The sequence below is a fragment of the Mesorhizobium sp. M4B.F.Ca.ET.203.01.1.1 genome (genome assembly GCF_004791025.1).
Lineage (GTDB): Bacteria > Pseudomonadota > Alphaproteobacteria > Rhizobiales > Rhizobiaceae > Mesorhizobium > Mesorhizobium abyssinicae.
The window spans coordinates 57,577-82,254 of record NZ_SRUO01000006.1 but is presented as its reverse complement, the minus strand read 5'-3'; the positions used below and the strand labels follow the sequence as shown (position 1 = coordinate 82,254).

Sequence of the window (24,678 nt, the reverse complement as noted above, 5' to 3'; positions counted from 1 at the left end):
ACTAGGCCTTCGGCACGAACGGCGCCGGGCGCCGGCCCGCGCCCTGCCGGTCCAGCATCCAGCCGGGATATTCGGAGGGCAGCGCGCTGACCTCGTCCAGCCTGGCGAGATCCTCGGCGTCGAGCTTCAGCGCGGTGGCGGCAAGGTTCTGCTCGAGCTGGTCCATGCGGCTGGCGCCGATGATGACGCTCATCACGAAGGGCTTGGCCAGCACGTAGCCGAGCGCCACCGTGGCAACGCTGACATCGTGCTTCCTGGCGATCTCGCGCATGACGGCGACCGCCGCCCAGGCGCGATCCTCGTTGACCGGCGGGAAGTTGAAGGAGGCGCGGCGGCCTTCGCCATTGCCGGGCGCGCCCGGACCGTATTTGCCGGAGAGCAGGCCGCCGGCCATCGGTGACCAGACCATCAGGCCGAGCTTCTCCTCATTGAGCAGCGGCACGATCTCGCGTTCGAGGTCGCGGCCGGCGATCGAATAGTAGGACTGCACGGTCTCGAAGCGGGCAAATCCCTTTCGCTCGGCAATGCCCAGCGCTTTGGCGATGCGCCAGGCTTGCCAGTTCGAGACGCCGACGTAACGCACCTTGCCGCTGGACACGAGATCGTCGAGCGCCCGCAGCGTCTCGTCGATCGGGCTCACCGTGTCGGTGCCGTGCAGCTGGTAGAGGTCGATGTGATCGAGCTGCAGCCGTTCGAGGCTGGCCTCGACCGAATCCATGATGTGGCCGCGGGAGGAGCCGCGCTGGTTCGGGCCCTCGCCCATGACGCCATGCACCTTGGTGGCGATGATGACGTCCGACCTTTTGACGCCGAGGTCGTGGAGCGACTGGCCGAGCAGTCTTTCGGAGGCGCCGAAGGAGTAGACGTCGGCCGTGTCGAAGAAGTTGACGCCGGCGGCAATCGAGCGGCCGACGATCTCGTTGACGCCTTTCTGGTCGAGGCTGGCGATCAGGCCCCATTGGGCGTTCTCGCCGGCGGCGCCGAAGGTCATGGTGCCGAGGCAAAGTTCGGAGACGAACAGCCCGGTGTTTCCGAGTTGATTGTAGCGCATGGTGGGAGCTCCAGGGAGGAATGGGAATGACGCTGAGCAAATAGGAACGGTACGTTCCGTTTCAAGTGCTGGAGCAAGCAAGGCGGGCAACTGGCTCAAGAGAACCGTCGGGCAGCCACCGCTAGGCCTGGCAAGCCTTTGCGGCAAGATTCATCGCCCAGCTATCGGCTGCCGAAGATCGCCGAGCCGACCCGGACGCCGGTCGCGCCGAAGGCGATGGCCGTCTGGTAGTCGCCGGACATGCCCATCGAGAGCTTCGCGACGCCGGCCTCCTTGCCGAGCTTCTCCAGCAGCGCGAAGTGCGGGCCGGGGTTCTCATCAGCCGGCGGGATGCACATCAGGCCTTCGATGGCGAGGCCGTGCACCTCTTGGCAGCGCCTGACGAAGGCGACCGCCTCGCGCGGCTCGATGCCGGCCTTTTGCGGCTCCGAGCCGGTGTTGACCTGAACGTAGAGTTTTGGCTTCCGGCCCTGCCGTGCGATCTCCTTGGCAAGTTCGGCGGCGATCTTCTCGCGGTCCACGGTCTCGATGACGTCGAACAGCGCGACCGCTTCCTTGGCCTTGTTCGACTGCAGCGGACCGATCAGATGCAATTCGATGCCGGGAAATTGATGCTTCAGCGCCGGCCATTTGCCTTGCGCCTCCTGCACGCGGTTTTCGCCGAAGACCCGCTGGCCGGCCTCGATGACCGGGCTGATCGATGCGGCCTCGAAGGTCTTTGACACCGCCACCAGCGTGACCGCGCCTTGGTCGCGGCCGGCGTCGCGCGCGGCGGCGGCAATCCTTGCCTTGACGGCAAAAAGCTGTTCGACGGCGCTCGTCATGCCCATATCCTGCCTGTAGTTTTGGTCCTCGCCGGCTCGCCGCAGTTGACGGGTCCGGCAATCCATGGTGAACACCGCGACGACATTTTCCTGGGCCGCCGGGCATTGCCCCGCGGTTCGTGCCAGCTTTTAAGTGAAAAACATCCGATGGCAACCGAACGATACAATCCGCGCGCGTCAGAGCCCAAATGGCAGAAGGCCTGGGCCGAAAAGAAGCTGTTCGAGGCCGACAACGCCGATCCGAAGCCGAAATACTACGTGCTGGAGATGTTCCCCTATCCGTCGGGGCGCATCCATATCGGCCACACCCGCAACTACACGATGGGCGACGTCGTGGCGCGCTACAAGCGCGCCAAGGGTTTCAACGTGCTGCACCCGATGGGCTGGGACGCCTTCGGCATGCCGGCCGAGAACGCGGCGATGCAGAACAAGGTCCACCCCAAGGACTGGACCTATGAGAACATCGCCACCATGCGCGAGCAGCTCAAGGTCATGGGCCTGTCGCTCGACTGGGCGCGCGAGTTCGCCACCTGCGACGTCGACTACTACCACCGCCAGCAGATGCTGTTCCTCGACTTCGTCGAGAAGGGGCTGGTGACGCGCAAATCCTCCAAGGTCAACTGGGACCCGGAGGACATGACGGTGCTCGCCAACGAGCAGGTCATCGACGGTCGCGGCTGGCGCTCCGGCGCGCTGGTCGAGCAGCGCGAACTGACGCAGTGGTTCTTCAAGATCACCGACTTCGCGCAGGACCTGCTGGATTCGCTCGAAGGCCTCGACGAATGGCCGGAGAAGGTCAAGCTGATGCAGCACAACTGGATCGGCCGCTCGGAAGGGCTGCTGATCCGCTGGCCGCTGGCCAAGCCGGTCGCGGGCGAGCATGAGCTGGAGGTCTACACGACCAGGCCGGACACCATTTTCGGCGCCTCGTTCATGGCGGTCGCCGCCGACCATCCGCTGGCAAAGAAGGCTGCCGAGGAGAATGTCGAGCTGGCCAAGTTCATCGACGAGGTGCGCCATATGGGCACCTCGGTGGCGGCGCTGGAAACGGCCGAGAAGAAGGGCTTCGACACCGGCATCCGGGTCGTCCATCCGTTCGACGAGAACTGGACGCTGCCGGTCTATGTCGCCAATTTCGTGCTGATGGAATACGGCACCGGCGCGATCTTCGGCTGCCCGTCCGGCGACCAGCGCGACCTCGACTTCGCCAACAAATACGGCCTGCCGGTGATCCCCGTGGTGATGCCGGAAGGCGGCGACGCCAAGACCTTCCAGATCATCGAGGAGGCCTATGTTGACGACGGCGTGATGATCAATTCGCGCTTCCTCGACGGCATGAAGCCGGAGAAGGCCTTCGACGAGGTGGCCAAGCTGCTGGAAAAGAAGACGATCGGCAACCGGCCGATGGCCGAGCGCAAGGTGAACTTCCGCCTGCGCGACTGGGGCATTTCGCGCCAGCGCTACTGGGGCTGCCCGATCCCGATGATCCACTGCGAGGATTGCGGCGTGGTGCCGGTGCCGAAGGCCGACCTGCCGGTCAAGCTGCCCGACGACATCGAGTTCGACCGGCCGGGCAACCCGCTCGACCGCCACCCGACCTGGCGGCACGTCAATTGCCCGCAATGCGGCAAGCCGGCGCGGCGCGAGACCGACACGATGGACACGTTCGTCGATTCGTCCTGGTATTTCGCGCGCTTCACCGCGCCGTGGGCCAACGATCCGACTGAGCCGAAGGCGGCCGACGAATGGCTGGCGGTCGACCAGTATATCGGCGGCATCGAGCACGCGATCCTGCATTTGCTCTATTCGCGCTTCTTCACCCGCGCGATGCGCGAGACCGGCCATCTCGATCTCGCCGAGCCGTTCAAGGGCCTGTTCACGCAAGGCATGGTGGTGCACGAGACCTACCGTGTCGGCGGGCCGTCCAACAACGGACGCTGGCTGTCGCCGGGCGAGGTCAGGCTCGAGGACGTCGGCGGCAAGCGCCGCGCCGTCGACATCGCCACCGGCGAGGAGGCTGTCATCGGCCCGCTGGAGAAGATGTCGAAGTCGAAGAAGAACACGGTGAGCCCGGAAGAGATCACCGACGGCTACGGCGCCGATACCGCGCGCTGGTTCATGCTGTCGGATTCGCCCCCAGAGCGCGACGTGGAATGGACCGACGACGGCGCCGCCGGCGCGCATCGCTTCGTCCAGCGCATCTGGCGCCTGGTGTCGATCGCGGCCGAGCAGCTGGCCGGCGTGAAGCCCGAGGCTGCGAGAGAGGGCGAGGCCGGCGCCGTCTCCAAGGCCGCGCACAAGATACTCAAGGCGGTCGGCGAGGATATCGAGAAGCTCGGCTTCAATCGCGCAATCGCTCGCATCTACGAGCTCGCCAACGCCTTGACCACGCCGCTCAACGAGGCGGCCGAAGGCAAGGCCGACGCCGCGCTGAAGGGCGCCTGCCGCGAGGCGGTGGAGATCCTGGTGCATCTGATCGCGCCGGTCATGCCGCATCTGGCCGAGGAGTGCTGGGAGACGCTGGGCGGCACCGAAATGGTCGCCGAACGGCCGTGGCCGGTCTACGATCCGGCGCTTGTCGTCGACAACGAGATCGTGCTGCCGGTCCAGGTCAACGGCAAGAAGCGCGGGGATTTGACAATTGCCCGCGACGCGGACCAAGGTGCGGTCGAAAAGGCGGTGCTGGCCCTCGAATTCGTGCAGAAGGCGCTGGAAGGTAAGGCGCCCCGCAAGGTGATCATCGTGCCGCAGAGGATCGTCAATGTCGTTGCCTGATCGGGAAAAGACTGGTGTGACGCGCTTGCTCGGCCGCACCGCGCTGTACGGCCTGGTCGCCTCGCTGGCATTGGTGTCGGCCTGCACCGTCAGGCCGCTCTATTCGAACGCGCCGCTCACCGGCGGCTCGACAGTCGGCGCCGCCGCTGAGCTGGCGTCGATCTCGGTCAAGCCGGTCAAGACCCGCTACGCGCAGCAGGTGCGCAACAATCTGATCTTCGGCCTCGGCCAGGGCGCCGGCGAGCCGGCAACGCCTGCCTACATACTCGATCTCGGCGTCACCGAACTGGTCGAATCGGCAGCACTTGTGCAGATACAGACCGACGAGGACGAGCCGACCGCGGGCACGGTGACGCTGACCTCGTCCTATGTGCTGACCGATGCGAGCACCGGCACGGTCATCGCCACCGGCAAGCGCTCGGTGCCGTCGTCCTTCGACCGGCCGCGCCAGGAATACGCGTCCTACCGGGCACAGATCGATGCCGAGAACCGCGCCGCGCGCGAGCTGGCGGACCTGCTCAGGCTCTCGGTGGCGCAGGATCTGGTCAAGCACGGCAAGAAGGCCTGAGAGACCGTTTGGAAATTCTACTCCGGCGGCCATCTGCCGGCGGTTTCTGCGCTTCCGGTGCTCACGGACCTGAATGTCCGCTGCGCTCCGGTTCTCGAAACCACCGCCATATGACTCGCCAGAGCGAATTTCGAAACGGTCTCTGAGCGTTTCCGACTTTGCTGTTTGCAACAAAAAAGGCCGGTCGCCCGGCCTTTTTTCGTATCGTTGAGACGAGATCAGCCGATCTTCTGGCCGGTCTTGGCCCAGTCGGCGAGGAAGGCGGCAAGGCCCTTGTCGGTCAGCGGATGGCTGACCAGCGCCTTCAGCGTCGCCGGCGGCGCGGTGATGACATCGGCGCCGATCAGCGCCGCCTGCTTGACGTGGTTCACGGTGCGCACCGAGGCGGTCAGGATCTCGGTCTGGTAGTCGTAATTGTCGTAGATCTGCCGGATCTCCTGGATCAGCTCCATGCCGTCCGAGCCGGTGTCGTCGATGCGGCCGACGAAGGGCGAGATGAAAGAGGCGCCGGCCTTGGCGGCGAGCAGCGCCTGGTTGGCGGAGAAGCAGAGCGTGACGTTGACCATGCGCTTCATCTCGGTGCGGATGGTCTTGCAGGCCTTCAACCCGTCCAGCGTCAGCGGCACCTTGATGCAGACATTGGGGGCGATCTTGGCCAGCACCTCGGCCTCGGCCATCATCTGCTTGTATTCGGTCGCCACGACCTCGGCCGAGACCGGGCCCTCGACGATGTCGCAGATCTGCTTGGTCACCTCGGCAATCTTGCCGCCCGATTTCAGGATCAGCGAGGGATTGGTGGTGACGCCATCGAGCAGCCCCAGATCGTTCAGCTCGCGGATTTCCTTGATATCGGCGGTGTCGACAAAAAATTTCATCGCGGTCTCCTGAAGATTTTCATGTGCATGACATGCAGCTTGGGGGTCGGCCTTTGCTCTAGACCAAAGTCGGGGCAAGGTCACGCCTCATGATGGAAGATTCGCCCTTTGTCGCGGCCGCGCCGGTGCTGGTGCCGATGCCGGCCGAGCGGCCTTACACCTATGCGGTGCCGGCCGGCATGCGCGTGGTGCCGGGTTCGATCGTGCGCGTGCCGCTGGGGCCCCGGCAGGTCGCCGGCATCGTCTGGGACGGCGCCGTCGAGACGGTCGACGCGAGGAAATTGCGGCCAATCGAGCAGGTGTTCGATTGCCCGCCGATCGACCGCGCGATGCGCCGCTTCGTCGACTGGATCGCGCAATACACGCTGGCGGCGCCGGGCATGGTGGCGCGCATGCTGCTTCGTGCGCCGGAGGCCTTCGACCCGGAGCCCTGGATCGAAGGCCTGCAGCTCACCCTGGCCAGACCCGACCGGATGACCGAGGCGAGGGCGCGCGTGCTGGCGACGGCCGAGGGCGGCCTCGCCTGGACGCGCTCGGGCCTGGCGCATGCGGCCGGCGTGTCGTCGGCGGTCATCGACGGCTTGCGGGCGCAAGGCGTGTTCGAGACGGTGATGATCCCGCCGCGGCCGGTGGTGGCGGCGCCCGATCCGGCCTACGCGCAGCCGACGCTGATGCCCGACCAGGAGGATGCGGCGGCCATGCTGCGTGCCGGCGTCGCGGCGAACGCCTTTGGCGTCACGTTGCTCGATGGCGTCACCGGATCCGGCAAGACCGAGGTCTATTTCGAGGCGGTGGCGGCGGCGCTCGACCAGGGCAGGCAGGTGCTGATCCTGCTGCCGGAAATCGCGCTGACCCATGCCTTCCTGGAACGCTTCCAGGACCGGTTCGGCGCCAAGCCGGCCGAGTGGCATTCGGACCTGCCGCCGAGGATGCGCGAGAAAGTCTGGCGGCAGGTGGCGGAAGGCGGCGTGCGCGTCGTCGCCGGCGCGCGCTCGGCGCTGTTCCTGCCTTTCCCTGAGCTTGGCCTGGTCGTCGTCGACGAGGAGCACGACCCCGCCTACAAGCAGGAGGATCGCGTCTTCTACAATGCCCGCGACATGGCGGTGGTTCGCGGCCACATAGGCGGCTTCCCGATCGTGCTCGCCTCGGCGACGCCGTCGGTCGAGAGCCGGGTCAATGCCAGCCAGGGCCGCTATCATCGGGCGGTGCTTTCGTCGCGCTTTGCCGAGGCGGCGCTGCCCGACCTGAAGTCGATCGACATGCGCCGCGCGCCGCCGGCGCGCGGCGGCTTCCTGTCGCCGCTGCTTCTCGACCAGATGCGGCGCACGCTGGAGAAGAAGGAGCAGTCGCTCTTATTCCTCAACCGGCGCGGCTATGCGCCGCTGACGCTGTGCCGCGTCTGCGGCCACCGTTTCGGCTGTCCGGTCTGCTCGGCCTGGCTGGTCGAGCACCGCTTTCGCGGCCAGCTTGTCTGCCACCATTGCGGGCATAATGAGCGGCGGCCGGAGGCGTGCCCCGAATGCGGTACGCTCGACCATCTGGTCGCTTGCGGTCCCGGCGTCGAGCGCATTGCCGAGGAGGTGGTGGCGCACTTCCCCGACGCCCGCACCATCGTGCTCTCGTCCGACCTGATGGGCGGCGTGCGACGGCTCAGGCTCGAGTTGGAAGCCATCGCCAATGGCGAGGCCGACATCGTCATCGGCACGCAGCTCGTCGCCAAGGGCCATAATTTTCCCAACATGACATTGGTCGGCGTGGTCGACGCCGATCTCGGCCTCGCCAATGGCGATCCGCGCGCGGCCGAGCGAACCTTCCAGCTGCTCAGCCAGGTGACGGGTCGCGCCGGCCGCACCGGCAAGAAGAGCCTCGGCCTGCTGCAGACCTACCAGCCGGACCATCCGGTGATGCGGGCCATCGTCTCCGGCGATGCCGAGGCCTTTTACGAGCGCGAGGTCGCCGAGCGCGAGCGGGCGGCGCTGCCGCCCTTCGGCCGGCTCGCCGGCGTTATCGTCAGCGCCGCGACGCGGGCCGAAGCGGAGGCGCATGCGCGCGGCCTGCGCCGCGCCGCGCCGCAGGCGGCCGATCTGTTCGTGCTGGGCCCGGCCGAGGCGCCGTTGTCACTGCTCGGCGGGCGCCACCGCTTCCGCCTGCTGATCCAGGGCGAGCGGCGCGCCGACATGCAGGGCTTCATCCGCGCCATGCTGGCCGAAGGGCCGAAATTGCGCGGCTCGGTCCGGGTCCAGGTCGATATCGATCCGCAGAGCTTTTTGTGAGATTGATCACGCGATCGGAGGCATGAACAGATGAAGACCCTCGGCCTCATCGGCGGCATGAGTTGGGAATCGACCGCCATCTACTATCGCCTGCTCAACGAGATCGTGCGCGAGCGGCTCGGTGGGCTGCATTCGGCGAAGCTGCTCTTATGGTCGTTCGACTTCGCCGAGATCGCCGAGCGCCAGCATGCCGGCGACTGGCAGGGCGCGGGCGTGCTGCTCGTCGAGGCCGCGCGCAAGCTGGAGGCGGGCGGCGCCGAGGGCCTGGTGGTCTGCACCAACACCATGCACAGGCTGGCGGACGACGTGCAGGCGGCGGTGTCGATCCCCCTGATCCACATCGCCGACGCCACCGCGGTCGCGGTCAGGGATGCCGGCGTCAGGCGGCCGGCGCTGCTCGCCACCCGCTTCACCATGGAGCAGGATTTCTACAAGGGCCGGCTCGCCGAGAAATATGGCCTGCAGCCTATCGTGCCCGACCAGGCCGGCCGCGACATGGTGCACCGGGTGATCTATGACGAACTCTGCCAGGGTATCGTCAAACCCGATTCGCATGCGGCCTATGTCGAGGAAGTCGGCCGGCTGCGGCGCGATGAGAATATCGACGGCGTCATCATGGGCTGCACCGAGATCACCATGCTGATCGGCCAGGCGGACTTCGACATTCCGGTGTTCGACACGACGCGCCTGCATGCCGAGGCGGCGGTCGCATTCGCCCTGTCTTGATACGCCTTTCCTAAAGTTCCGGCGCCATCTGGCGCACGGCTTTTCCTCCGCTAGAATGCCCCGGTTTTCAAACAGGCATTTACGAGGGGACAAAATGGAATTTGCGTTTCCGTGGCCGATGAGCCAGGGCGAGTGGCTGGCATGGTCGAGCGCGGTGGCGACCTTGCTCATCGGCCTGCTGCTGTTCCTGGCGCCGAACCTCGCTTTCAGGATCCTCAGGCTGCAGGCCAGGCCGGAGAAGGCGGCGGCGATCGCCGAGGGGCGCGGCCGCATGTCGGGCTTCTATCTCGGCGTCAGCCTGTGCTGCATCCTGCTCGCGCAACCGCTGCTTTACATGGCGCTCGGCTTCTCCTGGCTGTTCACCGCTTTCGGCCGTTTGCTGTCGATGATGTCGGACGGCGCCAATACGCCTTTCAACTGGGCTTCGATCGTGGTTGAGCTGGTGCTGGCGGCATTGCCGCTGGCCTTTGCTTTCGGCTTTTTGCCCTGAATCATTGACTAATCCGGCGCTTGCGGTTGGTCTCTACCGCCGGATGCGACAAAAGTGCCTGAAAACCATGCCGGACGACGCATTGCGGTCTTAAAAGGCCTGTGCTAGACGGCAATCGACTTTCGGCCGGGGATAGCGGAAGCCGCGCCTCCGTGCTTGGAAAAATGCAGTAAGGTCAAAGATTTAGCCAGAGTTCTCGCTCGCGCCAACAATCTGCGGCCTGTCAGACAAGAGAAAAGACGGTCCGTGGCTCAATCGTCATCGCCAATCTCAGCTGTCGCAGAACGCTATGCGGGTTCGCTGTTCGAACTCGCGCTGCAGGCAAATTCGGTCGCCCAGGTCGAGGCCGACCTCACCAGTTTCGAGGCGCTGCTTGAAGGCAGCGCCGATCTTTCCCGGCTGATCAACAGCCCGGTGTTCTCCAGCGAGGATCAGGCCAAGGCGATCGCCGCGATCGTCGCCAAGGCAAAGCTCGGCGGGCTCGCCGGCAATTTCCTGCGCGTCGTCGCCAAGAACCGCCGCCTGTTCGCAGTGCCCGGCATGATCAAGGCTTTCCGCCGCATCGCCGCCGAGCATCGTGGCGAGGCTTCGGCCGAGGTCACCTCGGCGCATGCGCTGACGGCCGCGCAGGAGACCGAACTGAAGGCGGCGCTGAAGAGCGTTGCCGGCAAGGACGTGGCCATCACGGTCACCGTCGACCCGTTGCTGCTCGGCGGGCTGGTGGTCAAGATGGGCTCGCGCCAGATCGATACGTCGCTCAAAACCAAACTCAATTCGCTCAAGCTTGCACTGAAAGAGGTCGGCTGATGGACATCCGCGCCGCGGAAATTTCCGCAATTCTGAAAGACCAGATCAAGAATTTCGGCAAGGAGGCCGAGGTCTCCGAAGTCGGCCAGGTGCTGTCCGTCGGTGACGGCATCGCCCGCGTCTACGGCCTCGACAATGTCCAGGCCGGTGAAATGGTCGAATTCCCCGGCGGCATCCGCGGCATGGCGCTGAACCTCGAAGCCGACAATGTCGGCGTCGTCATCTTCGGCAACGACCGCGACATCAAGGAAGGCGACACCGTCAAGCGGACCGGCGCCATTGTCGACGCGCCTGTCGGCATGGGCCTGCTCGGCCGCGTCGTCGATGCGCTCGGCAACCCGATCGACGGCAAGGGCCCGATCAAGGCGACCGAACGCAAGCGCGTCGACGTCAAGGCGCCCGGCATCATTCCGCGCAAGTCGGTGAACGAGCCGATGTCGACCGGCCTCAAGGCCATCGATGCGCTGATCCCGGTCGGCCGCGGCCAGCGCGAGCTGGTCATCGGCGATCGTCAGACCGGCAAGACCGCCATCATTCTCGACACGATGCTGAACCAGAAGTCGGTGCACGAAAACGGCCCGGAAAAGGAAAAGCTCTACTGCGTCTACGTCGCCGTCGGCCAGAAGCGCTCGACCGTCGCGCAGTTCGTCAAGGTGCTGGAAGAGCGCGGCGCGCTTGAATATTCGATCGTCGTTGCCGCCACCGCTTCCGACCCGGCGCCGATGCAGTTCCTGGCGCCGTTCACCGGCGCCACCATGGGCGAATATTTCCGCGACAACGGCATGCACGCGCTGATCAGCTATGACGATCTGTCGAAGCAGGCCGTCGCCTATCGTCAGATGTCGCTGCTGCTGCGCCGCCCGCCGGGCCGCGAGGCCTATCCGGGCGACGTCTTCTACCTGCACTCGCGTCTGCTCGAGCGCGCCGCAAAGCTCAATGACGATCTGGGCGGCGGCTCGCTGACCGCGCTGCCGATCATCGAGACGCAGGCCAACGACGTGTCGGCCTACATCCCGACCAACGTGATCTCGATCACCGACGGCCAGATCTTCCTCGAAACCAACCTGTTCTTCCAGGGCATTCGTCCGGCGGTCAATGTCGGCCTGTCGGTGTCGCGCGTCGGCTCGTCGGCGCAGATCAAGGCGATGAAGCAGGTTGCCGGCTCGATCAAAGGCGAACTCGCTCAGTATCGCGAAATGGCGGCCTTCGCGCAGTTCGGCTCCGACCTCGACGCCGCCACGCAGCGCCTGCTGAACCGCGGCTCGCGCCTGACCGAACTCCTGAAGCAGCCACAGTTCTCGCCGCTCAAGGTCGAGGAGCAGGTTGCGGTGATCTTCGCCGGCGTCAACGGTTACCTCGACAAGCTGGCGATCAACCAGGTCGGCAAGTTCGAGCATGGCCTGCTCAGCCACATGCGCTCGGCCGGCAAGGACGTGCTCGACGGCATCCGCAAGGAGAAGGCGCTGTCGGATGATCTGCGCGCCAAGCTCAAGGCCGAGATCGACGCCTTCGCCAAGACCTTCGCCTAAGAAGAAGCCGGACGCACGGGATCAGGTTTGAAGCATGCCTTCATTAAAAGACCTTCGTAACCGTATCGCCTCGGTCAAGGCGACGCAGAAGATCACCAAGGCGATGCAGATGGTCGCCGCGGCGAAGCTGCGCCGCGCGCAGGAAGCGGCCGAAGCGGCGCGTCCCTATTCCGAGCGGATGGGCGCGGTGCTGGCCAACATCACCCAGGCGATCGGCGGCGGCGGCGATGCTCCGGCGCTGATGACCGGCACCGGCAGGGACGACGTGCAACTGCTCGTCGTCTGCACCGCCGAGCGCGGCCTCTGCGGCGGCTTCAATTCGCAGATCGCCCGCCTTGCCCGCGACCACATCCGCAAGCTCCTGGCCGACGGCAAGCAGGTCAAGATCATCTGCGTCGGCAAGAAGGGCTACGACATCCTGCGCCGCGACTACGCATCGCTGATCCTTGAGCGCGTCGACCTGCGTGAAGTGCGGACGCTCGGCTTCGCCAATGCCGATGCGATCGCGAAGAAAGTCATCCACCTCTTCAACGAGGGCGGTTTCGACGTCTGCACACTGTTCTACTCGCAGTTCAAGTCGGTGATCAGCCAGATCCCGACGGCGCAGCAGATCATCCCGGCGGCGACTGCCGCTCCGGCTGCTGCCGAGGCGACCAATGGCGGCAACGCCGTCTACGAATACGAGCCGGAGCCGGGCGAGATCCTCTCCGACCTCATCCCGCGCAACATCTCGGTCCAGATCTTCCGCGCGCTGCTCGAAAACGCAGCCGGCGAGATGGGCGCCAAGATGAGCGCCATGGACAATGCGACGCGCAACGCCGGCGACATGATCAACAAGCTGTCGATCACCTACAACCGCCAGCGGCAGGCGCAGATCACCAAGGAATTGATCGAAATCATTTCGGGCGCCGAGGCGCTCTAGTCGCGGGCCCATGTGGAGGTCGCTGACCTCCATGCGGACAGCGCGAGAAACAGAAAGACGAAAAAGGGCAAAGACGATGGCGAAAGCAGCGACTCCGAAGACCGCCGCCAAGGCGGCACCGGCCAAGGCTCCGGCAGCAGCCGCGAAGGCCGCTCCGGCCAAGAAGGCGGCGGCACCAGCCAAGGCAGCACCGGCCAAGGCGGCGAGCGTCGCCGTCAAGAAGACCGGCGCCGTCGGCAAGGTCCGCCAGGTCATCGGCGCCGTCGTCGACGTGCAGTTCGGCGACCACCTGCCGGCGATCCTGAACGCGTTGGAAACCTCCAATGTCGGCAACCGCCTCGTGCTCGAAGTGGCCCAGCATCTCGGCGAAAACACCGTGCGCTGCATCGCCATGGACTCAACCGAAGGCCTGGTCCGCGGCCAGGAGGTCTATGACACCGGCGCGCCGATCTCGGTGCCGGTCGGTCCCGGCCTGCTCGGCCGCATCATCAACGTCATCGGCGAGCCGGTCGACGAGGAAGGCACGGTCGACGGCGTCGAACAGCGCGCCATCCACCAGCCGGCTCCGGCCTATGTCGACCAGTCGACGGAAGCGCAGATCCTGGTCACCGGCATCAAGGTGCTCGACCTGCTCGCTCCTTACGCCCGCGGCGGCAAGATCGGCCTGTTCGGTGGCGCCGGCGTCGGCAAGACGGTGCTGATCCAGGAACTGATCAACAACGTCGCCAAGGCGCATGGCGGCTTCTCGGTGTTCGCCGGCGTCGGCGAGCGCACCCGCGAAGGCAACGACCTCTATCACGAGTTCATCGAATCGGGCGTCAACAAGAAGGGCGGCGGCGCCGGCTCCAAGGCCGCTCTCGTCTACGGCCAGATGAACGAGCCGCCGGGCGCCCGCGCCCGCGTCGGCCTGACCGGCCTCACCGTTGCCGAGTACTTCCGCGACCAGGGCCAGGACGTGCTGTTCTTCGTCGACAACATCTTCCGCTTCACGCAGGCGGGTTCGGAAGTGTCGGCGCTGCTCGGCCGTATTCCTTCGGCCGTGGGCTATCAGCCGACGCTGGCCACCGACATGGGCGCGCTGCAGGAGCGCATCACGACGACGACCAAGGGCTCGATCACCTCGGTGCAGGCGATCTACGTGCCGGCCGACGACTTGACCGACCCGGCGCCGGCGACCTCGTTCGCTCACCTTGACGCCACCACCGTGCTCAACCGCGCGATCTCGGAAAAGGGCATCTACCCCGCCGTCGATCCGCTCGACTCGACCTCGCGCATGCTCGACCCGATGGTCGTCGGCGAGGAGCACTACCAGGTCGCGCGCCAGGTGCAGTCGATCCTCCAGCGCTACAAGTCGCTGCAGGACATCATCGCCATCCTGGGCATGGACGAGCTGTCGGAAGAGGACAAGCAGACCGTCGCCCGCGCCCGCAAGATCGAGCGCTTCCTGTCGCAGCCGTTCTTCGTCGCCGAAGTGTTCACGGGGTCGCCGGGCAAGCTGGTCGACCTCGCCGACACCATCAAGGGCTTCAAGGGCCTCTGCGCCGGCGACTACGACCACCTGCCGGAAGCCGCCTTCTACATGGTCGGCGGCATCGAGGAAGCGGTCGAGAAGGCACAGCGCCTGGCGGCTGAAGCGGCGTAATCAAGGCAATAGGGAGTAGTCAGTAGTCAGTAGTGAATAGCAGCTGGGTGATCGGACAATTGTCCTCTCCCTACTCCCTACTCACTATTCCCTACTCACTAGATTGACATGGCTGAAGCTTTCAAGTTCGAACTGGTCTCGCCGGAGCGCCTGCTGGTTTCCGAAGAGGTCGAGTCCGTCGTCATTCCGGGCGCCGAAGGCGAGATGACCGTGATGGCCTTGCACGCGCCGGTCATGACCACGATCAAGCCGGGCGTCGTCACGGTGAAGACCGTCGGCGGCAAGGAAGAGCGCTACGTGGTGTTCGGCGGCTTCGCCGACATCGTGGCTTCCGGTTGCACGCTGCTTGCCGAATCGGCCGTGGCGGTCGGCGACATCGACCGTGCCGACCTCGCCCGCCGCATCCAGGAAGCCAAGGAAGACGCCGCCGACGCCAAGGACGACCAGGCGCGCAGCAAGGCGGAACAGTTCCTTAGCCAGCTCACCACGCTGGAAGGCGCCATCCTGCCGGCCTGAGACCAGGCTTCCACCGGAGATTGAAAAAAGCGGGCTTGTCCCGCTTTTTTGTTTGCCCCCGTTTCTCGCCTGATAGACAGTCCGGCTGCCTTGGCGTGGGGGGTGGCGATGACGTAGCAATCAGACCAGCGAGAAATCGCGCCGCGATCCAAGTGGTCGACGGCGCTGGTGTCGGCCTTTGGCGGGCCGTTCGGCGGGTTTCTCTGGATCGGCGCCGGAAGGCTGGCGCTTGCCGTCCTGATTGTGTTCAGCGCCCTCGGCGTCGCGGCTGTCTATATCGGGTTTCCGGTGCTGCCGGGCACCGATCTTGCCGGGCTGGCCAATCTTTCAGGGTTCGTGTTGATGATCCTGTGGGTGGCGCTCGTCGTGCCCTTTGCACATCGCTTCAAGCCGGACAAATGGTATGCGCACGGGCTTTCGGTGCTGGTGCTCGTCCTGCTCACCTCGTCGGTGCCTGCCTTACTGATCCGATCGTTCCTGTTCCAGCCGTTCTCGATTCCCTCCGGCAGCATGGTGCCGACACTGCAGGAGGGCGACCATGTCTTCGTCTCCAAATTCGCCTACGGCTACAGCCGCTACAGCGTGCCGTTCACTCTGCTGCCGATCGAAGGACGCATGTTCGGCGCAGAGCCCAAGCGTGGCGATGTCGTGGTCTTCAAATTCCCGTCCGACCCAAGCATCGACTATATCCAGCGGATCGTCGGCTTGCCGGGCGAGAAAATCCAGATGGTCGACGGCGTGCTCCACATCAACGATGTGCCCGTCGGTCTCGAGGATGCCGGCACGTTCCCGTACGAGGAGATGTCGCAGCCGGCCAAGCTTCAACGCGAGGCCTTGCCAGGCGGTGTCAGCCATTTCGTTCTCGACCTGGCGGACAATTCCGTTGGTGATAACACGCGCGTGTTCGAGGTGCCCGAAGGCCACTATTTCGTGCTTGGCGACAATCGGGACAATGCTTCAGACAGTCGATTCACTGTCGGATTCGTCCCTTACGAAAACCTGGTCGGCAAGGCCGTGCGGCTGTTCTGGAATTCCAAGGGCACCGTTTATTCGTCCCGGCAAACACTGGATGGCTCGGCTGTAGAATAAGTGAGCCATCCGTGCGTGGAACTGCAAGTCTATTCGGTGTCGGCGCCTTGCCGTTCGCCGTCTATGCCAAGCGCGGCGAAGGCCAGGGTGGGGCCGTCGCGGCGCAAGTGGACGAGATGGACCGCCACGAGTTCAATCAAGGTCTGGCGCTCGGCGTGGTCCCTGGCGAAGCCTGCGAGATCGAACACGGCCGTCACGGTTTCGTTCGCCGGCAGCTGCTGGCTCAAAAGTTCCGTCAGCGGCGCGTCGAGCGGATCCGTGAAATGGGCTTCCGGCAAGGCCTTGCCGCGCGCCGCGCAGGCGGCGATCCAGGCGGCCACCACCAGCGTGAGATGGACCATCTCGGTGCCGGCTTCCAGGCACTCCACGACTGACGCCACGATGCGCTGCGGCAGTTTCTGGCTGCCGTCATTGGCGATCTGCGCGGTGCGATGGGCAAGCGCGGTGTTCGAAAAACGTTGGGCGAGTTCCGCCGTGTAGGCGCTGGTGTCGAGCCCGGCATCCTCGGGCAGCGTCGAAATGGCCTCGGCCCACAGGCGATCGACGAACTGCCGGATCGCCGGATCGGCGAAGGCGCGGTCGACGGTCGCATGGCCGCTGAGCAGGCCGAGATAGGCGATGCCCGAATGCGAACCGTTGAGCAGTCTCAGCTTCATGTCCTCGAAGGGACCGACATCGGCGACCATGGTGACGCCGAATTTTTCCCAGGCCGGCCTGCCTGCTGGAAAATCGTCTTCGACCACCCATTGGCAGAACGGCTCGGTCATCACCGGCCAGGCATCCTCGACGCCGAGCTCGACCGCGATGCGTGTCCGGTCGGCGTCCGTGGTCGCCGGCACGATGCGGTCGACCATGCTCGACGGGAAGGCCACGTCGTTTGCGATATGGCTGGCAAGAGGGGCATCGCCCTGTGGGGCGAGCCCGGCATCGCCCTGTCGGGCGAGCTGGACATCGCCCTGTCGGGCGAGTCCTTGATCGTGAAGCGCGGCGAACTCGACCAGCAACCGGTGCAGCGTGGCGCCGTTGGCCGGCAGGTTGTCGCAGCAAAGAACGGTGAAAGGCGGCGTGCCGGCGGCGCGGCGGCGCGCCAGCGCTTCGGTCAGGAAACCATGCGCGGTGCGCGGCGATCCCGGATTGGCCAGATCGTGGACGATGTCGGGGTGGGTTTCGTCGAGCCGGCCGTCGGCGGCCCTCAGATAGGCCTTCTCGGTGATGGTCAGCGTGACGATGCGGGTGCGCGGGTCGATCAGCACGGCCAGCACCGCGCCTGGGTCCTCAGGCGCCACCAGCATCGATTGGATCGAGCCGATGACGCGCAGGCTCTCGCCGCCGCTGTCGCGGATCGCCAGCGTGTAGAGTCCGTCCTGCGGCGCCAGCGCATCGCGTGTGTCGGCGCTGCGCAGCGAGACGCCGACAATGCCCCAGTCACGCTCTCCCGCCGCCAGGCAGTCGTCGACATAGGCGGCCTGGTGGGCACGGTGGAAGGCGCCGACGCCGAGATGGACAATGCCCGGCGCGATGTCGGCCCGATCGTAGGCGGGAACCGAAAGCTGATTTGGCAAGGACCGCAGCGTCCCATCGGAGAGACGGTCGTGGGTCATGGCACCAAAAACGCTGGGAGGTTTCGGCGGAGCGGCATGCGGATGTCCCCGTGCGATGGATCGGATGCGGGGTATCATCTGTTCCCCAATGCCGCAAGCAGGCGGGTGGATGCCGGCCGCGTTGACATCGTTCCTGCCCGACCGTACCGATTGTCCATCCTGGGGGAGCCGCTATGTCCATGATCGCGCTGACCGATCCGGATTTGCTGTTCCCTCCGAGGCGGATGCGCGCGTTGCCGGCGCGCTTTGCGCCGGCGTGGAAAAGTTGCCCATCGTCAGCCCGCACGGTCATACACCGGCGAACCGGCTTTTGCGCGGCTTGGACGCGATCACGGAGGCACTGCGTCATCGATGACAGACAGATGTTGGATATCATGAGCAGTACAGGGCCCGATCTTTCCGCCTTCAGCCTCGCCGGCAAGCGCATCCTGGTCACCGGCGCCAATACCGGCATCGGCCAGGGCATCGCGGTGTCGGTCGCGCGTGCCGGCGGCACGGTGGTCGGCGTCGGCCGCTCGGCGATGGATGAGACCGCCGAAAGGATAGAGGCGGCCGGCGGGCACTTCGAGGCGGTGCGCTGCGACCTTGCCGACTCGACGGCCGCGCAGGCGATGCTCGACCGGGTCTGGCACGACAGCGGATCGCTCGACGGCCTGGTCAACAATGCCGGTATCATAAGGCGAGCCGATGCGGTCGAGCTGACCGAAGCCGACTGGGACGACGTCATCGACGTCAATCTGAAGACGGTGTTCATGCTGAGCCAAGGCTTTGCCCGGAATGTGCTTGCCGAACCCGGACGGCGCGGCAAGATCGTCAACATCGCTTCGGTGCTGAGTTTCCAGGGCGGCATCCGCGTCGCCTCCTACACGGCCTCCAAGCACGGCGTGCTCGGCATCACCCGGCTGCTCGCCTGCGAATGGGCGCAAAAGGGCATCAACGTCAACGCCATCGCGCCCGGCTATATCGAGACCAACAACACCGAGGCGCTGCGCGCCGATCCCGATCGCAGCGCCTCGATCCTGGCGCGCATCCCGGCCGGGCGCTGGGGGCGGCCGGAAGACATCGGCGGCGCCGCCGCGTACCTGCTCGCGCCGGCGTCGGACTATATGCACGGCGCCGTGGTCCCGGTGGACGGCGGCTGGCTGGCGCGGTGAGGAAGATGACGATGACCGAAGCGAAGATATTCTCGCATGCCGGCGAGGCAGCATGGACGCCGACGCAGGACGGCAACCGCCGGCGCGTGCTCCTCCACACCGACGAGCTGATGATGGTCGAGTTCGGCTTCGACAAGGGTGGCGTCGGCGCGCTGCATTCGCATCCGCATGTGCAGGCGAGCTACGTCGCCGAAGGCCGCTTCGAGGTGACCGTCGACGGCCGCACCGAAATCCTGGAAGCGGGCAGCAGCTTCATCGTTCCGTCCAATCTGCTGCACGGCGTCAGGGCGCTGGAGGCCGGGCGCCTGGTCGACAGCTTCACGCCGCACCGCGCCGATTTCCTCGGCTGATTTCTTGACGGTGATCTAGCGGGGCAAGGCGTGGTCGCGTCGGCTCGCGGCGAGCAAGCGATGCGTGGCCTCGATAATCGCCTCGGCCGGCGTATCGGAGACTTTCGCCGATCTCCCGCGCCTTGGCGCGGTGACCACCTCGACGGTGTTCGACAGTGGCCGCCAACGTTCCATGTTGGCGCCGTTGTTGATGATCACCGTCGGGGTCATGACCGTGGCGAACAGATGGCCCAGGCCGCCTTCCATGCCGACATAGGCGGCCGCCATTTCGCCGAGCGCAAGCAGCAGGTCGCTGAACGCCTCGGCATCGAGCCCAAGCTCCGGGCCGACCAGTTGAAGACGGGGTTCCTTCGCGGCAAGGGTCTGCGGGCTCGGTCCGCTGCCCGGGGTGACCAGATAGAGCACCCGGTAGCCGGCATCGATGAGGTTGCCGGCGACGGCGGCGACCTGGGCGTTGCCCATGAACTTGTTGCCCTTGGCGTTGCCGCCAAGAAGGATGAGCGGACGCTGGTCCGCGCCGCGTAACTGACGCGCCAGGGCGCGGGCAGCCTGCGGAACGTCCAGCCTGTGGTCGAATGGCAGATGCCTGCCGGCCAGCCGCTCCACCAGCCGATGGTAGCGCCAGGCATTGTGTTCGGGACGCAGCGTCCATCGGACGCCCGGACGCCAGGACGGCAAATAGCCGGCAAAATTGGGCTCGTAGCGAACGCCGCGGCCGATGAGCTGCAATCCGGTCACCAGCAGGCCGGGCACACCGGTGCGGAAATCGACCAGCGTCGTTTGCGCGCCGCGCGGCTTGAACTCGGCGAGAACAGCCGAAAGCGGCGTCACCGGCCTGAAATCGTCGATGAGGGAAGCGACGTGCTTCCTCAAGACACCGGTAAGCGAGGAGTTGCCCATTGTGCCATAAACGATGTGGCTATGCGGGAAGGCCGTCCTTGCGGCGCGCAATGCCGGCAGCCTCAGCAATCCGTCGCCGAGGGCGTCGTTGCGGGCATAGAAGATCAGCAGCGGTGCGGTCGAATCCATGCCGGTGCGGAACCCGTGGCTCAGGGCGGAAATGAGCCTCGATCAAGGCGCGCTCTGGTCCAGCCGCTGATACTGAAGCCGTCCTGGCGAGTCAAAGGCGATCTGCCGCGCATCCAGGAACAGAAAACCCGCGCCTCCGGGGAGGCGCGGGTATGTTGCCTGGGCGCGTGTCGCGCCGCGGTACTCAAAACATCACCGCAGGACTGGGACGGTGCCGCAACATGGTGAAGATAGGTTTAACGCGGGCTCGATCGAGGTTCTCCTGCCTGTGGATAAACCAGGCCATTTGCAGGCCTCTGGAAATGCACGTATCTGACCATGTACGGGGGTGGAGAGGCAAAGCTTGAACGAAGGCCGCAAAGAGGCTTTTCAGCTTGGGGCTCGCGTGGTCCTGGAGGCGCGGCGGCACGGGCCCATCATCACGCCGGGCATGCTGCCGGGCGACGATGGCGCCAACATCAACGGCCCGTCGCTGATCAGGGTCCCCGACTGGCTGCCGGGCCGGCTCGGCGCCTATTATCTCTATTTCGCCCACCACACCGGCACATACATCCGGCTCGCCTTCGCGGATTCGCCGCAGGGCCCGTGGCGGGTCCATCCCGGCGGGTCGCTGTCGCTCGACCAGTGCGCGTTCCTGCGAGAACACATCGCTTCGCCGGACGTCCATGTCGACGATCAAGGCCGCCGCCTGGTCATGTATTTTCACGGACCGACCGAGGCCGGCGGCCGCAGGCAGACGAGTTTTGCCGCGACCTCGCGCGACGGCATCCATTTCGAGCCCCATCCGGAGCCGCTCGGGCCATCCTACGCGCGGATCTTCCGTCACGGCGGCTGGTGGTACGGGCTTTTCGGCACCGGCGCCGTCAGGCTGTCGCGCTCCAGCGACGGGCTTTCGGGCTTCGAGCCGGGCCCCGTGCTGTTGCCTGCCTCGGGCCGCCGTCTCTCCCCCAGGCATGTCGCCGTGCAGACATGCGGCGAGCAGCTCAGGATCTACTACACGCGCCGGGGCGATGCGCCGGAGCGGATCCTCCACGGGACCGTCGATCTTGCCCGCGACTGGCAACGCTGGAAGGTGCAGGGCAAGGCCGAGCTGCTGCGGCCTTCATGCGGGTTCGAAGGCAATGGCGAGCCCGTCCGGCGCAGCCGCACAGGAGCGGCAAAAGGCCGGGAAAATGCCTTGCGCGATCCGGCGATCTTCGAGGAAGACGGCCGGACATGGCTGCTCTATGCCGTCGCCGGCGAGAGTGGTATCGCGCTGGCCGAAATCCATACGGCGCAGGAGCGGATGGCGGAACGGCTTCCCGGAACCCTTCGCCGGGTGACCTCGCCGCTGTCTGAACGGCTTCGACGCCTCGGCATCCGCACCAGGGCGCCCAGGCGGATATTCATTGCCGGCTGCGCGCGCAGCGGAACCACGCTCGCTCGCCGGCTGATGGGCTGCTTCGACGATACCTATGTCCATGAATTCGAATCGCCGTTCCCGAAGCTGCTCGAACTGAAGCGCCCGCATGCCAATCTCGTCGTCAAGCGCACCGCCGAGAGCCATGAGCTGCTATGGCAGCTGCCCGCCGGCATCGGCCTGATCTATTGCGTGCGCCATCCTTTCGACGTGCTGACCAGCGCGCATCCGCAGACGGTGCATCTGCGCCCCTTCCATGTCACGACCGAACGCTGGGAGGCGGAGTATGCCGGCTTGATCCGGTTGCGCGAAGCCCAGCCGGCGCGAAAGATCCTCTATCTGCGCTATGAGGACCTGATTGCCGAGCCGGATGCCGAACAGGCGCGGATCGCCGGCGCGTTCGGCATTGCGCCGGCGATCCGCTTCAGCGCCGATGCGGACAATCCGGTCCACGCCACCTCGTTGCGGAAATGGGAACGCAATGAGGCGCTCAGGACCTATCTCCAGGGTCTGCCGCCGGCCTTCCTCGCCCGCGTCGAGATGTTCTGCCGCGAATTCGGCTACGAGCTGCCGGCAGACGTGAATGCCGGAAGGGGCGAACCTGGAGAGTGAGTCGCATCGGGCGCCTGCAACGGCGCACGGTCCGCCGCTTGAAGCCGACCAGAACGCAGGCGACGTACGCGGCGGGTGGCGCCCGGGCGATCTTGCCTTTAAGACCATGGCCTCGAACAAACCGGGGACCATCGGGTGATGCACAGATCGGCGGCGAGCGTCCCGGCGGATGGACGGGATGCCAAGCATCGCGTCCTCAAGGACGTCTTCGGTTTCGACGATTTTCGTCCCGGCCAGGCCGCGGTGATGGAGGCGCTGCTTGCCGGGCGCCATGTGCTGGCGGTGATGCCGACCGGCGCCGGCAAGTCGCTCTGCTACCAGGTCCCGGCGCTGGTGCTGGGCGGGCTCACCATCGTCGTGTCGCCGCTGGTGGCGCTGATGCAGGACCAGGTCGCGGCGCTGCGCCTGGCAGGTGTGACCGCCGACACGATCAATTCCTCGCTCGACCGCGACGCCAACGTCGCCGCCTGGCGCCGCGTCGCGTCCGGCCAGACGCGGCTTCTCTATCTCGCCCCGGAGCGGCTGATGACCGAGCGCATGCTCGATGCACTCGCCAGGCTCGACGTCCGCCTGATCGCCGTCGACGAGGCGCATTGCATTTCGCAATGGGGGCCGGCGTTCCGGCGCGAATACGAGGACCTGTCGCGGCTCGGCGGCATCTTCCCGGATGTGCCGGTCATCGCGCTGACGGCGACGGCGGACGAAGGGACGCGCGCCGACATCGAAGCCCGGCTGTTCGCCGGACGCGTCGAGACCCTGGTGCTGGGCTTCGACCGGCCGAACATCAAGCTTGCCATCGAGGCCAAACAGGACAGCAAGCGCCAGTTGCTGCGCTTCGTCGAGCGGCATCCCGGCCGCAGCGGCATCGTCTACTGCCTGTCGCGCCGGAAGACGGAGGAGATGGCGGCCTTCCTCGAGAAGAACGGCGTCACCGCGCTCGCCTATCACGCCGGCATGAGCAAGGAGGCGCGTGAAGCGAATCAGAACGCCTTCATGACGCTCTCCGGCGTCGTCATGGTGGCGACCATCGCCTTCGGCATGGGCATCGACAAGCCGGATGTCGCCTATGTCTTCCACACCGACCTGCCGGGCAGCCTCGAAGCCTATTACCAGGAGATCGGCCGCGCCGGCCGCGACGGCAGGGCGGCGGAGGCGCATATGCTGTTCGGCCTCGGCGACATCCGCACGCGCCGCATGTTCATCGACGATGAAGATGCGGCGCCTGAGCACAAGCGCCGCTCGCATGGCCGGCTCGACACGCTGATCGGCTATTGCGAGACGGCGCAGTGCCGGCGCCAGGTGCTGCTCGGCTATTTCGGCGAACAGGCCGAGCCGTGCGGCAATTGCGACAACTGCCTTGAGCAGGTGCCGCGCGCCGACGGCAGCGCCGAGGCGCGTCTCATCCTCGCCGCCGTCGCACAGAGCGGCGAGCGTTTCGGCGCCGCCCATGTCATCGACATCCTGCTCGGCCATGAGACCGAGAAGGTGCTGGCCAGGAGCCATCAAAGGCTTGCCAGCTTCGGCACCGGCATGGCGCACAAACGGCCTGCGTGGCTGTCACTGATCCGCCAGCTCGTCGCTGGCGGGTTTCTCATGCCCGATCCGGCCGGCCATGGCGGCCTCGCCATCGCCGACAGCGGCCATGCGCTCGGTCGTGGCGAGGGCTCGTTCGAGTATCGCGTCGAGACGCGGCACCGCTCCATGCGTGGCAAGGCGCGCTCCGCCGAGGGTGGCGGAGCGGACATGGAAGGCGTGGATACCGCGCTGCTCGCCACGCTCAAGACGCTGAGGCTGCGCCTGGCCAAAGAACGCCAGGTGCCGGCCTATGTCGTCTTCTCCGACCGCACGCTGATCGACATGGCCGACCGCCGCCCGCGCGACCTCGACGCCTTCGCCGAGGTGAACGGCGTCGGCGAGGCCAAGCTCAGGGAGTTCGGCGAGGTATTTCTCGAAACCATCGCCGGGCATGGATCCGGAGCTTGACGGCGCCGATACCCTTCAATAGTGCGCGTAGCCGCTTAGAGAGCATCTCTGCGACGCCGGGTACCTCAAAGGGCCGTCAATGCTGCGGCAGGTACGGAACCTGGACTTCGCGCCGCCGGTGCGCGCCTCTCGTCTGCTGGACGCAACAATTCAAATGAAAGCGCGGCGTTCATGGGACATCCGACCACATCCGGCGGGAGGCGAACGCGATGAGTTTCTGACTGTTGCCCCAGTGAGACAGTGCAACGGCTGCGCATCATCACCGCGGATGGCACGCAACGGTTGCTGTCAGATTTTCCCTTGGCGTTGATGATAGCTGGCGGGTTCGACGAATCCGAAATCGGCCAGCAAGAACGCCAAATCCCTATATTAGCAAGCTCTTGTATTTCTACTGAAGGAGGAGCATGCTTGTAGAAGGGCGGAGGAGGCCACCAAGGTAAACACGGTGGTCAAAGGGGTTAGG

Annotated in this window: 20 protein-coding genes; 15 read left to right on the top strand and 5 right to left on the bottom strand. The window is 65.7% G+C overall.

Features of this window, described 5'->3' with window-relative positions:
• Window position 1 precedes the first annotated feature (1 nt).
• Entirely contained in the window at window positions 2–1,051 is a 1,050-nt protein-coding gene (locus EN846_RS15385; protein ID WP_128345985.1) for an aldo/keto reductase, read from the bottom strand.
• A gap of 161 nt (window positions 1,052–1,212) precedes the next feature.
• The gene (locus tag EN846_RS15380) at window positions 1,213–1,875 is read right to left on the bottom strand and encodes a YggS family pyridoxal phosphate-dependent enzyme (RefSeq protein ID WP_127391488.1); all 663 of its coding nucleotides are present in this window, start codon (window positions 1,873–1,875) and stop codon (window positions 1,213–1,215) included.
• A 147-nt stretch (window positions 1,876–2,022) separates the two neighbouring features.
• Here EN846_RS15380 and leuS point away from each other — a divergent pair, with 147 nt between their 5' ends.
• Window positions 2,023–4,650 (top strand): leucine--tRNA ligase, encoded by a 2,628-nt coding sequence (gene leuS, locus EN846_RS15375; RefSeq protein WP_127391489.1) that lies wholly within the window; start codon window positions 2,023–2,025, stop codon window positions 4,648–4,650.
• Window positions 4,637–5,218, top strand: a complete 582-nt coding sequence (gene lptE / locus EN846_RS15370) for an LPS assembly lipoprotein LptE (RefSeq protein ID WP_127391490.1) — start codon at window positions 4,637–4,639, stop codon at window positions 5,216–5,218. Before leuS ends, lptE begins: the two co-directional genes overlap by 14 nt.
• Window positions 5,219–5,436: 218 nt before the next feature.
• Here the strand turns inward: lptE and fsa are convergent, their stop codons facing one another.
• Entirely contained in the window at window positions 5,437–6,093 is a 657-nt protein-coding gene (fsa, locus tag EN846_RS15365) for a fructose-6-phosphate aldolase (protein WP_127283048.1), read from the bottom strand.
• 89 nt (window positions 6,094–6,182) lie between these two features.
• Between fsa and EN846_RS15360 the strand changes: the two genes are divergently transcribed.
• The 9 genes from EN846_RS15360 (at window position 6,183) to lepB (ending at window position 16,087) form a co-directional block, all read left to right on the top strand.
• Window positions 6,183–8,366: a primosomal protein N' gene (locus EN846_RS15360; RefSeq protein ID WP_127309054.1), complete on the top strand. Its 2,184-nt coding sequence runs from the start codon at window positions 6,183–6,185 to the stop codon at window positions 8,364–8,366.
• Between the two features lie 30 nt (window positions 8,367–8,396).
• On the top strand, window positions 8,397–9,092 hold the full coding sequence (locus EN846_RS15355; protein ID WP_127391491.1) for an aspartate/glutamate racemase family protein: 696 nt from the start codon (window positions 8,397–8,399) through the stop codon (window positions 9,090–9,092).
• Window positions 9,093–9,186: 94 nt separating this feature from the next.
• Window positions 9,187–9,582, top strand: coding sequence for a DUF4345 family protein (locus EN846_RS15350; RefSeq protein WP_126057603.1), 396 nt, complete (start codon window positions 9,187–9,189; stop codon window positions 9,580–9,582).
• 246 nt (window positions 9,583–9,828) lie between these two features.
• On the top strand, window positions 9,829–10,389 hold the full coding sequence (locus EN846_RS15345) for a F0F1 ATP synthase subunit delta (protein ID WP_127390811.1): 561 nt from the start codon (window positions 9,829–9,831) through the stop codon (window positions 10,387–10,389).
• Entirely contained in the window at window positions 10,389–11,918 is a 1,530-nt protein-coding gene (gene atpA / locus EN846_RS15340) for a F0F1 ATP synthase subunit alpha (protein ID WP_126057605.1), read from the top strand. The genes EN846_RS15345 and atpA overlap by 1 nt, the downstream gene beginning before the upstream one ends.
• A gap of 34 nt (window positions 11,919–11,952) precedes the next feature.
• Window positions 11,953–12,840: a F0F1 ATP synthase subunit gamma gene (locus EN846_RS15335; protein WP_126057606.1), complete on the top strand. Its 888-nt coding sequence runs from the start codon at window positions 11,953–11,955 to the stop codon at window positions 12,838–12,840.
• Between the two features lie 76 nt (window positions 12,841–12,916).
• The gene (atpD, locus tag EN846_RS15330; protein WP_127283052.1) at window positions 12,917–14,482 is read left to right on the top strand and encodes a F0F1 ATP synthase subunit beta; all 1,566 of its coding nucleotides are present in this window, start codon (window positions 12,917–12,919) and stop codon (window positions 14,480–14,482) included.
• Window positions 14,483–14,590: 108 nt separating this feature from the next.
• On the top strand, window positions 14,591–14,998 hold the full coding sequence (locus EN846_RS15325) for a F0F1 ATP synthase subunit epsilon (RefSeq protein ID WP_127390810.1): 408 nt from the start codon (window positions 14,591–14,593) through the stop codon (window positions 14,996–14,998).
• A gap of 342 nt (window positions 14,999–15,340) precedes the next feature.
• Window positions 15,341–16,087, top strand: coding sequence for a signal peptidase I (gene lepB / locus EN846_RS15320; RefSeq protein ID WP_127390814.1), 747 nt, complete (start codon window positions 15,341–15,343; stop codon window positions 16,085–16,087).
• Window positions 16,088–16,116: 29 nt separating this feature from the next.
• Here lepB and EN846_RS15315 read toward each other — a convergent pair whose 3' ends face one another.
• Complete coding sequence (locus EN846_RS15315; protein WP_127390809.1) at window positions 16,117–17,688, bottom strand: mannitol dehydrogenase family protein; 1,572 nt, start codon at window positions 17,686–17,688, stop codon at window positions 16,117–16,119.
• Between the two features lie 374 nt (window positions 17,689–18,062).
• Between EN846_RS15315 and kduD the strand changes: the two genes are divergently transcribed.
• The gene (kduD, locus tag EN846_RS15310) at window positions 18,063–18,842 is read left to right on the top strand and encodes a 2-dehydro-3-deoxy-D-gluconate 5-dehydrogenase KduD (protein WP_128345986.1); all 780 of its coding nucleotides are present in this window, start codon (window positions 18,063–18,065) and stop codon (window positions 18,840–18,842) included.
• Between the two features lie 11 nt (window positions 18,843–18,853).
• Complete coding sequence (locus tag EN846_RS15305; RefSeq protein WP_127390807.1) at window positions 18,854–19,192, top strand: cupin domain-containing protein; 339 nt, start codon at window positions 18,854–18,856, stop codon at window positions 19,190–19,192.
• A 15-nt stretch (window positions 19,193–19,207) separates the two neighbouring features.
• Here the strand turns inward: EN846_RS15305 and EN846_RS15300 are convergent, their stop codons facing one another.
• Window positions 19,208–20,221 carry a glycosyltransferase family 9 protein gene (locus tag EN846_RS15300; protein ID WP_127390806.1) on the bottom strand — a complete coding sequence of 338 codons (1,014 nt, stop codon included), beginning with the start codon at window positions 20,219–20,221 and terminating at the stop codon, window positions 19,208–19,210.
• 343 nt (window positions 20,222–20,564) lie between these two features.
• On the opposite strand from EN846_RS15300, the gene EN846_RS35865 reads away from it, so the two are divergent.
• Complete coding sequence (locus EN846_RS35865) at window positions 20,565–22,232, top strand: sulfotransferase (protein WP_245493237.1); 1,668 nt, start codon at window positions 20,565–20,567, stop codon at window positions 22,230–22,232.
• Window positions 22,233–22,370: 138 nt separating this feature from the next.
• Entirely contained in the window at window positions 22,371–24,215 is a 1,845-nt protein-coding gene (gene recQ / locus EN846_RS15290) for a DNA helicase RecQ (RefSeq protein ID WP_127390812.1), read from the top strand.
• The last annotated feature ends 463 nt before the right edge of the window (window positions 24,216–24,678 follow it).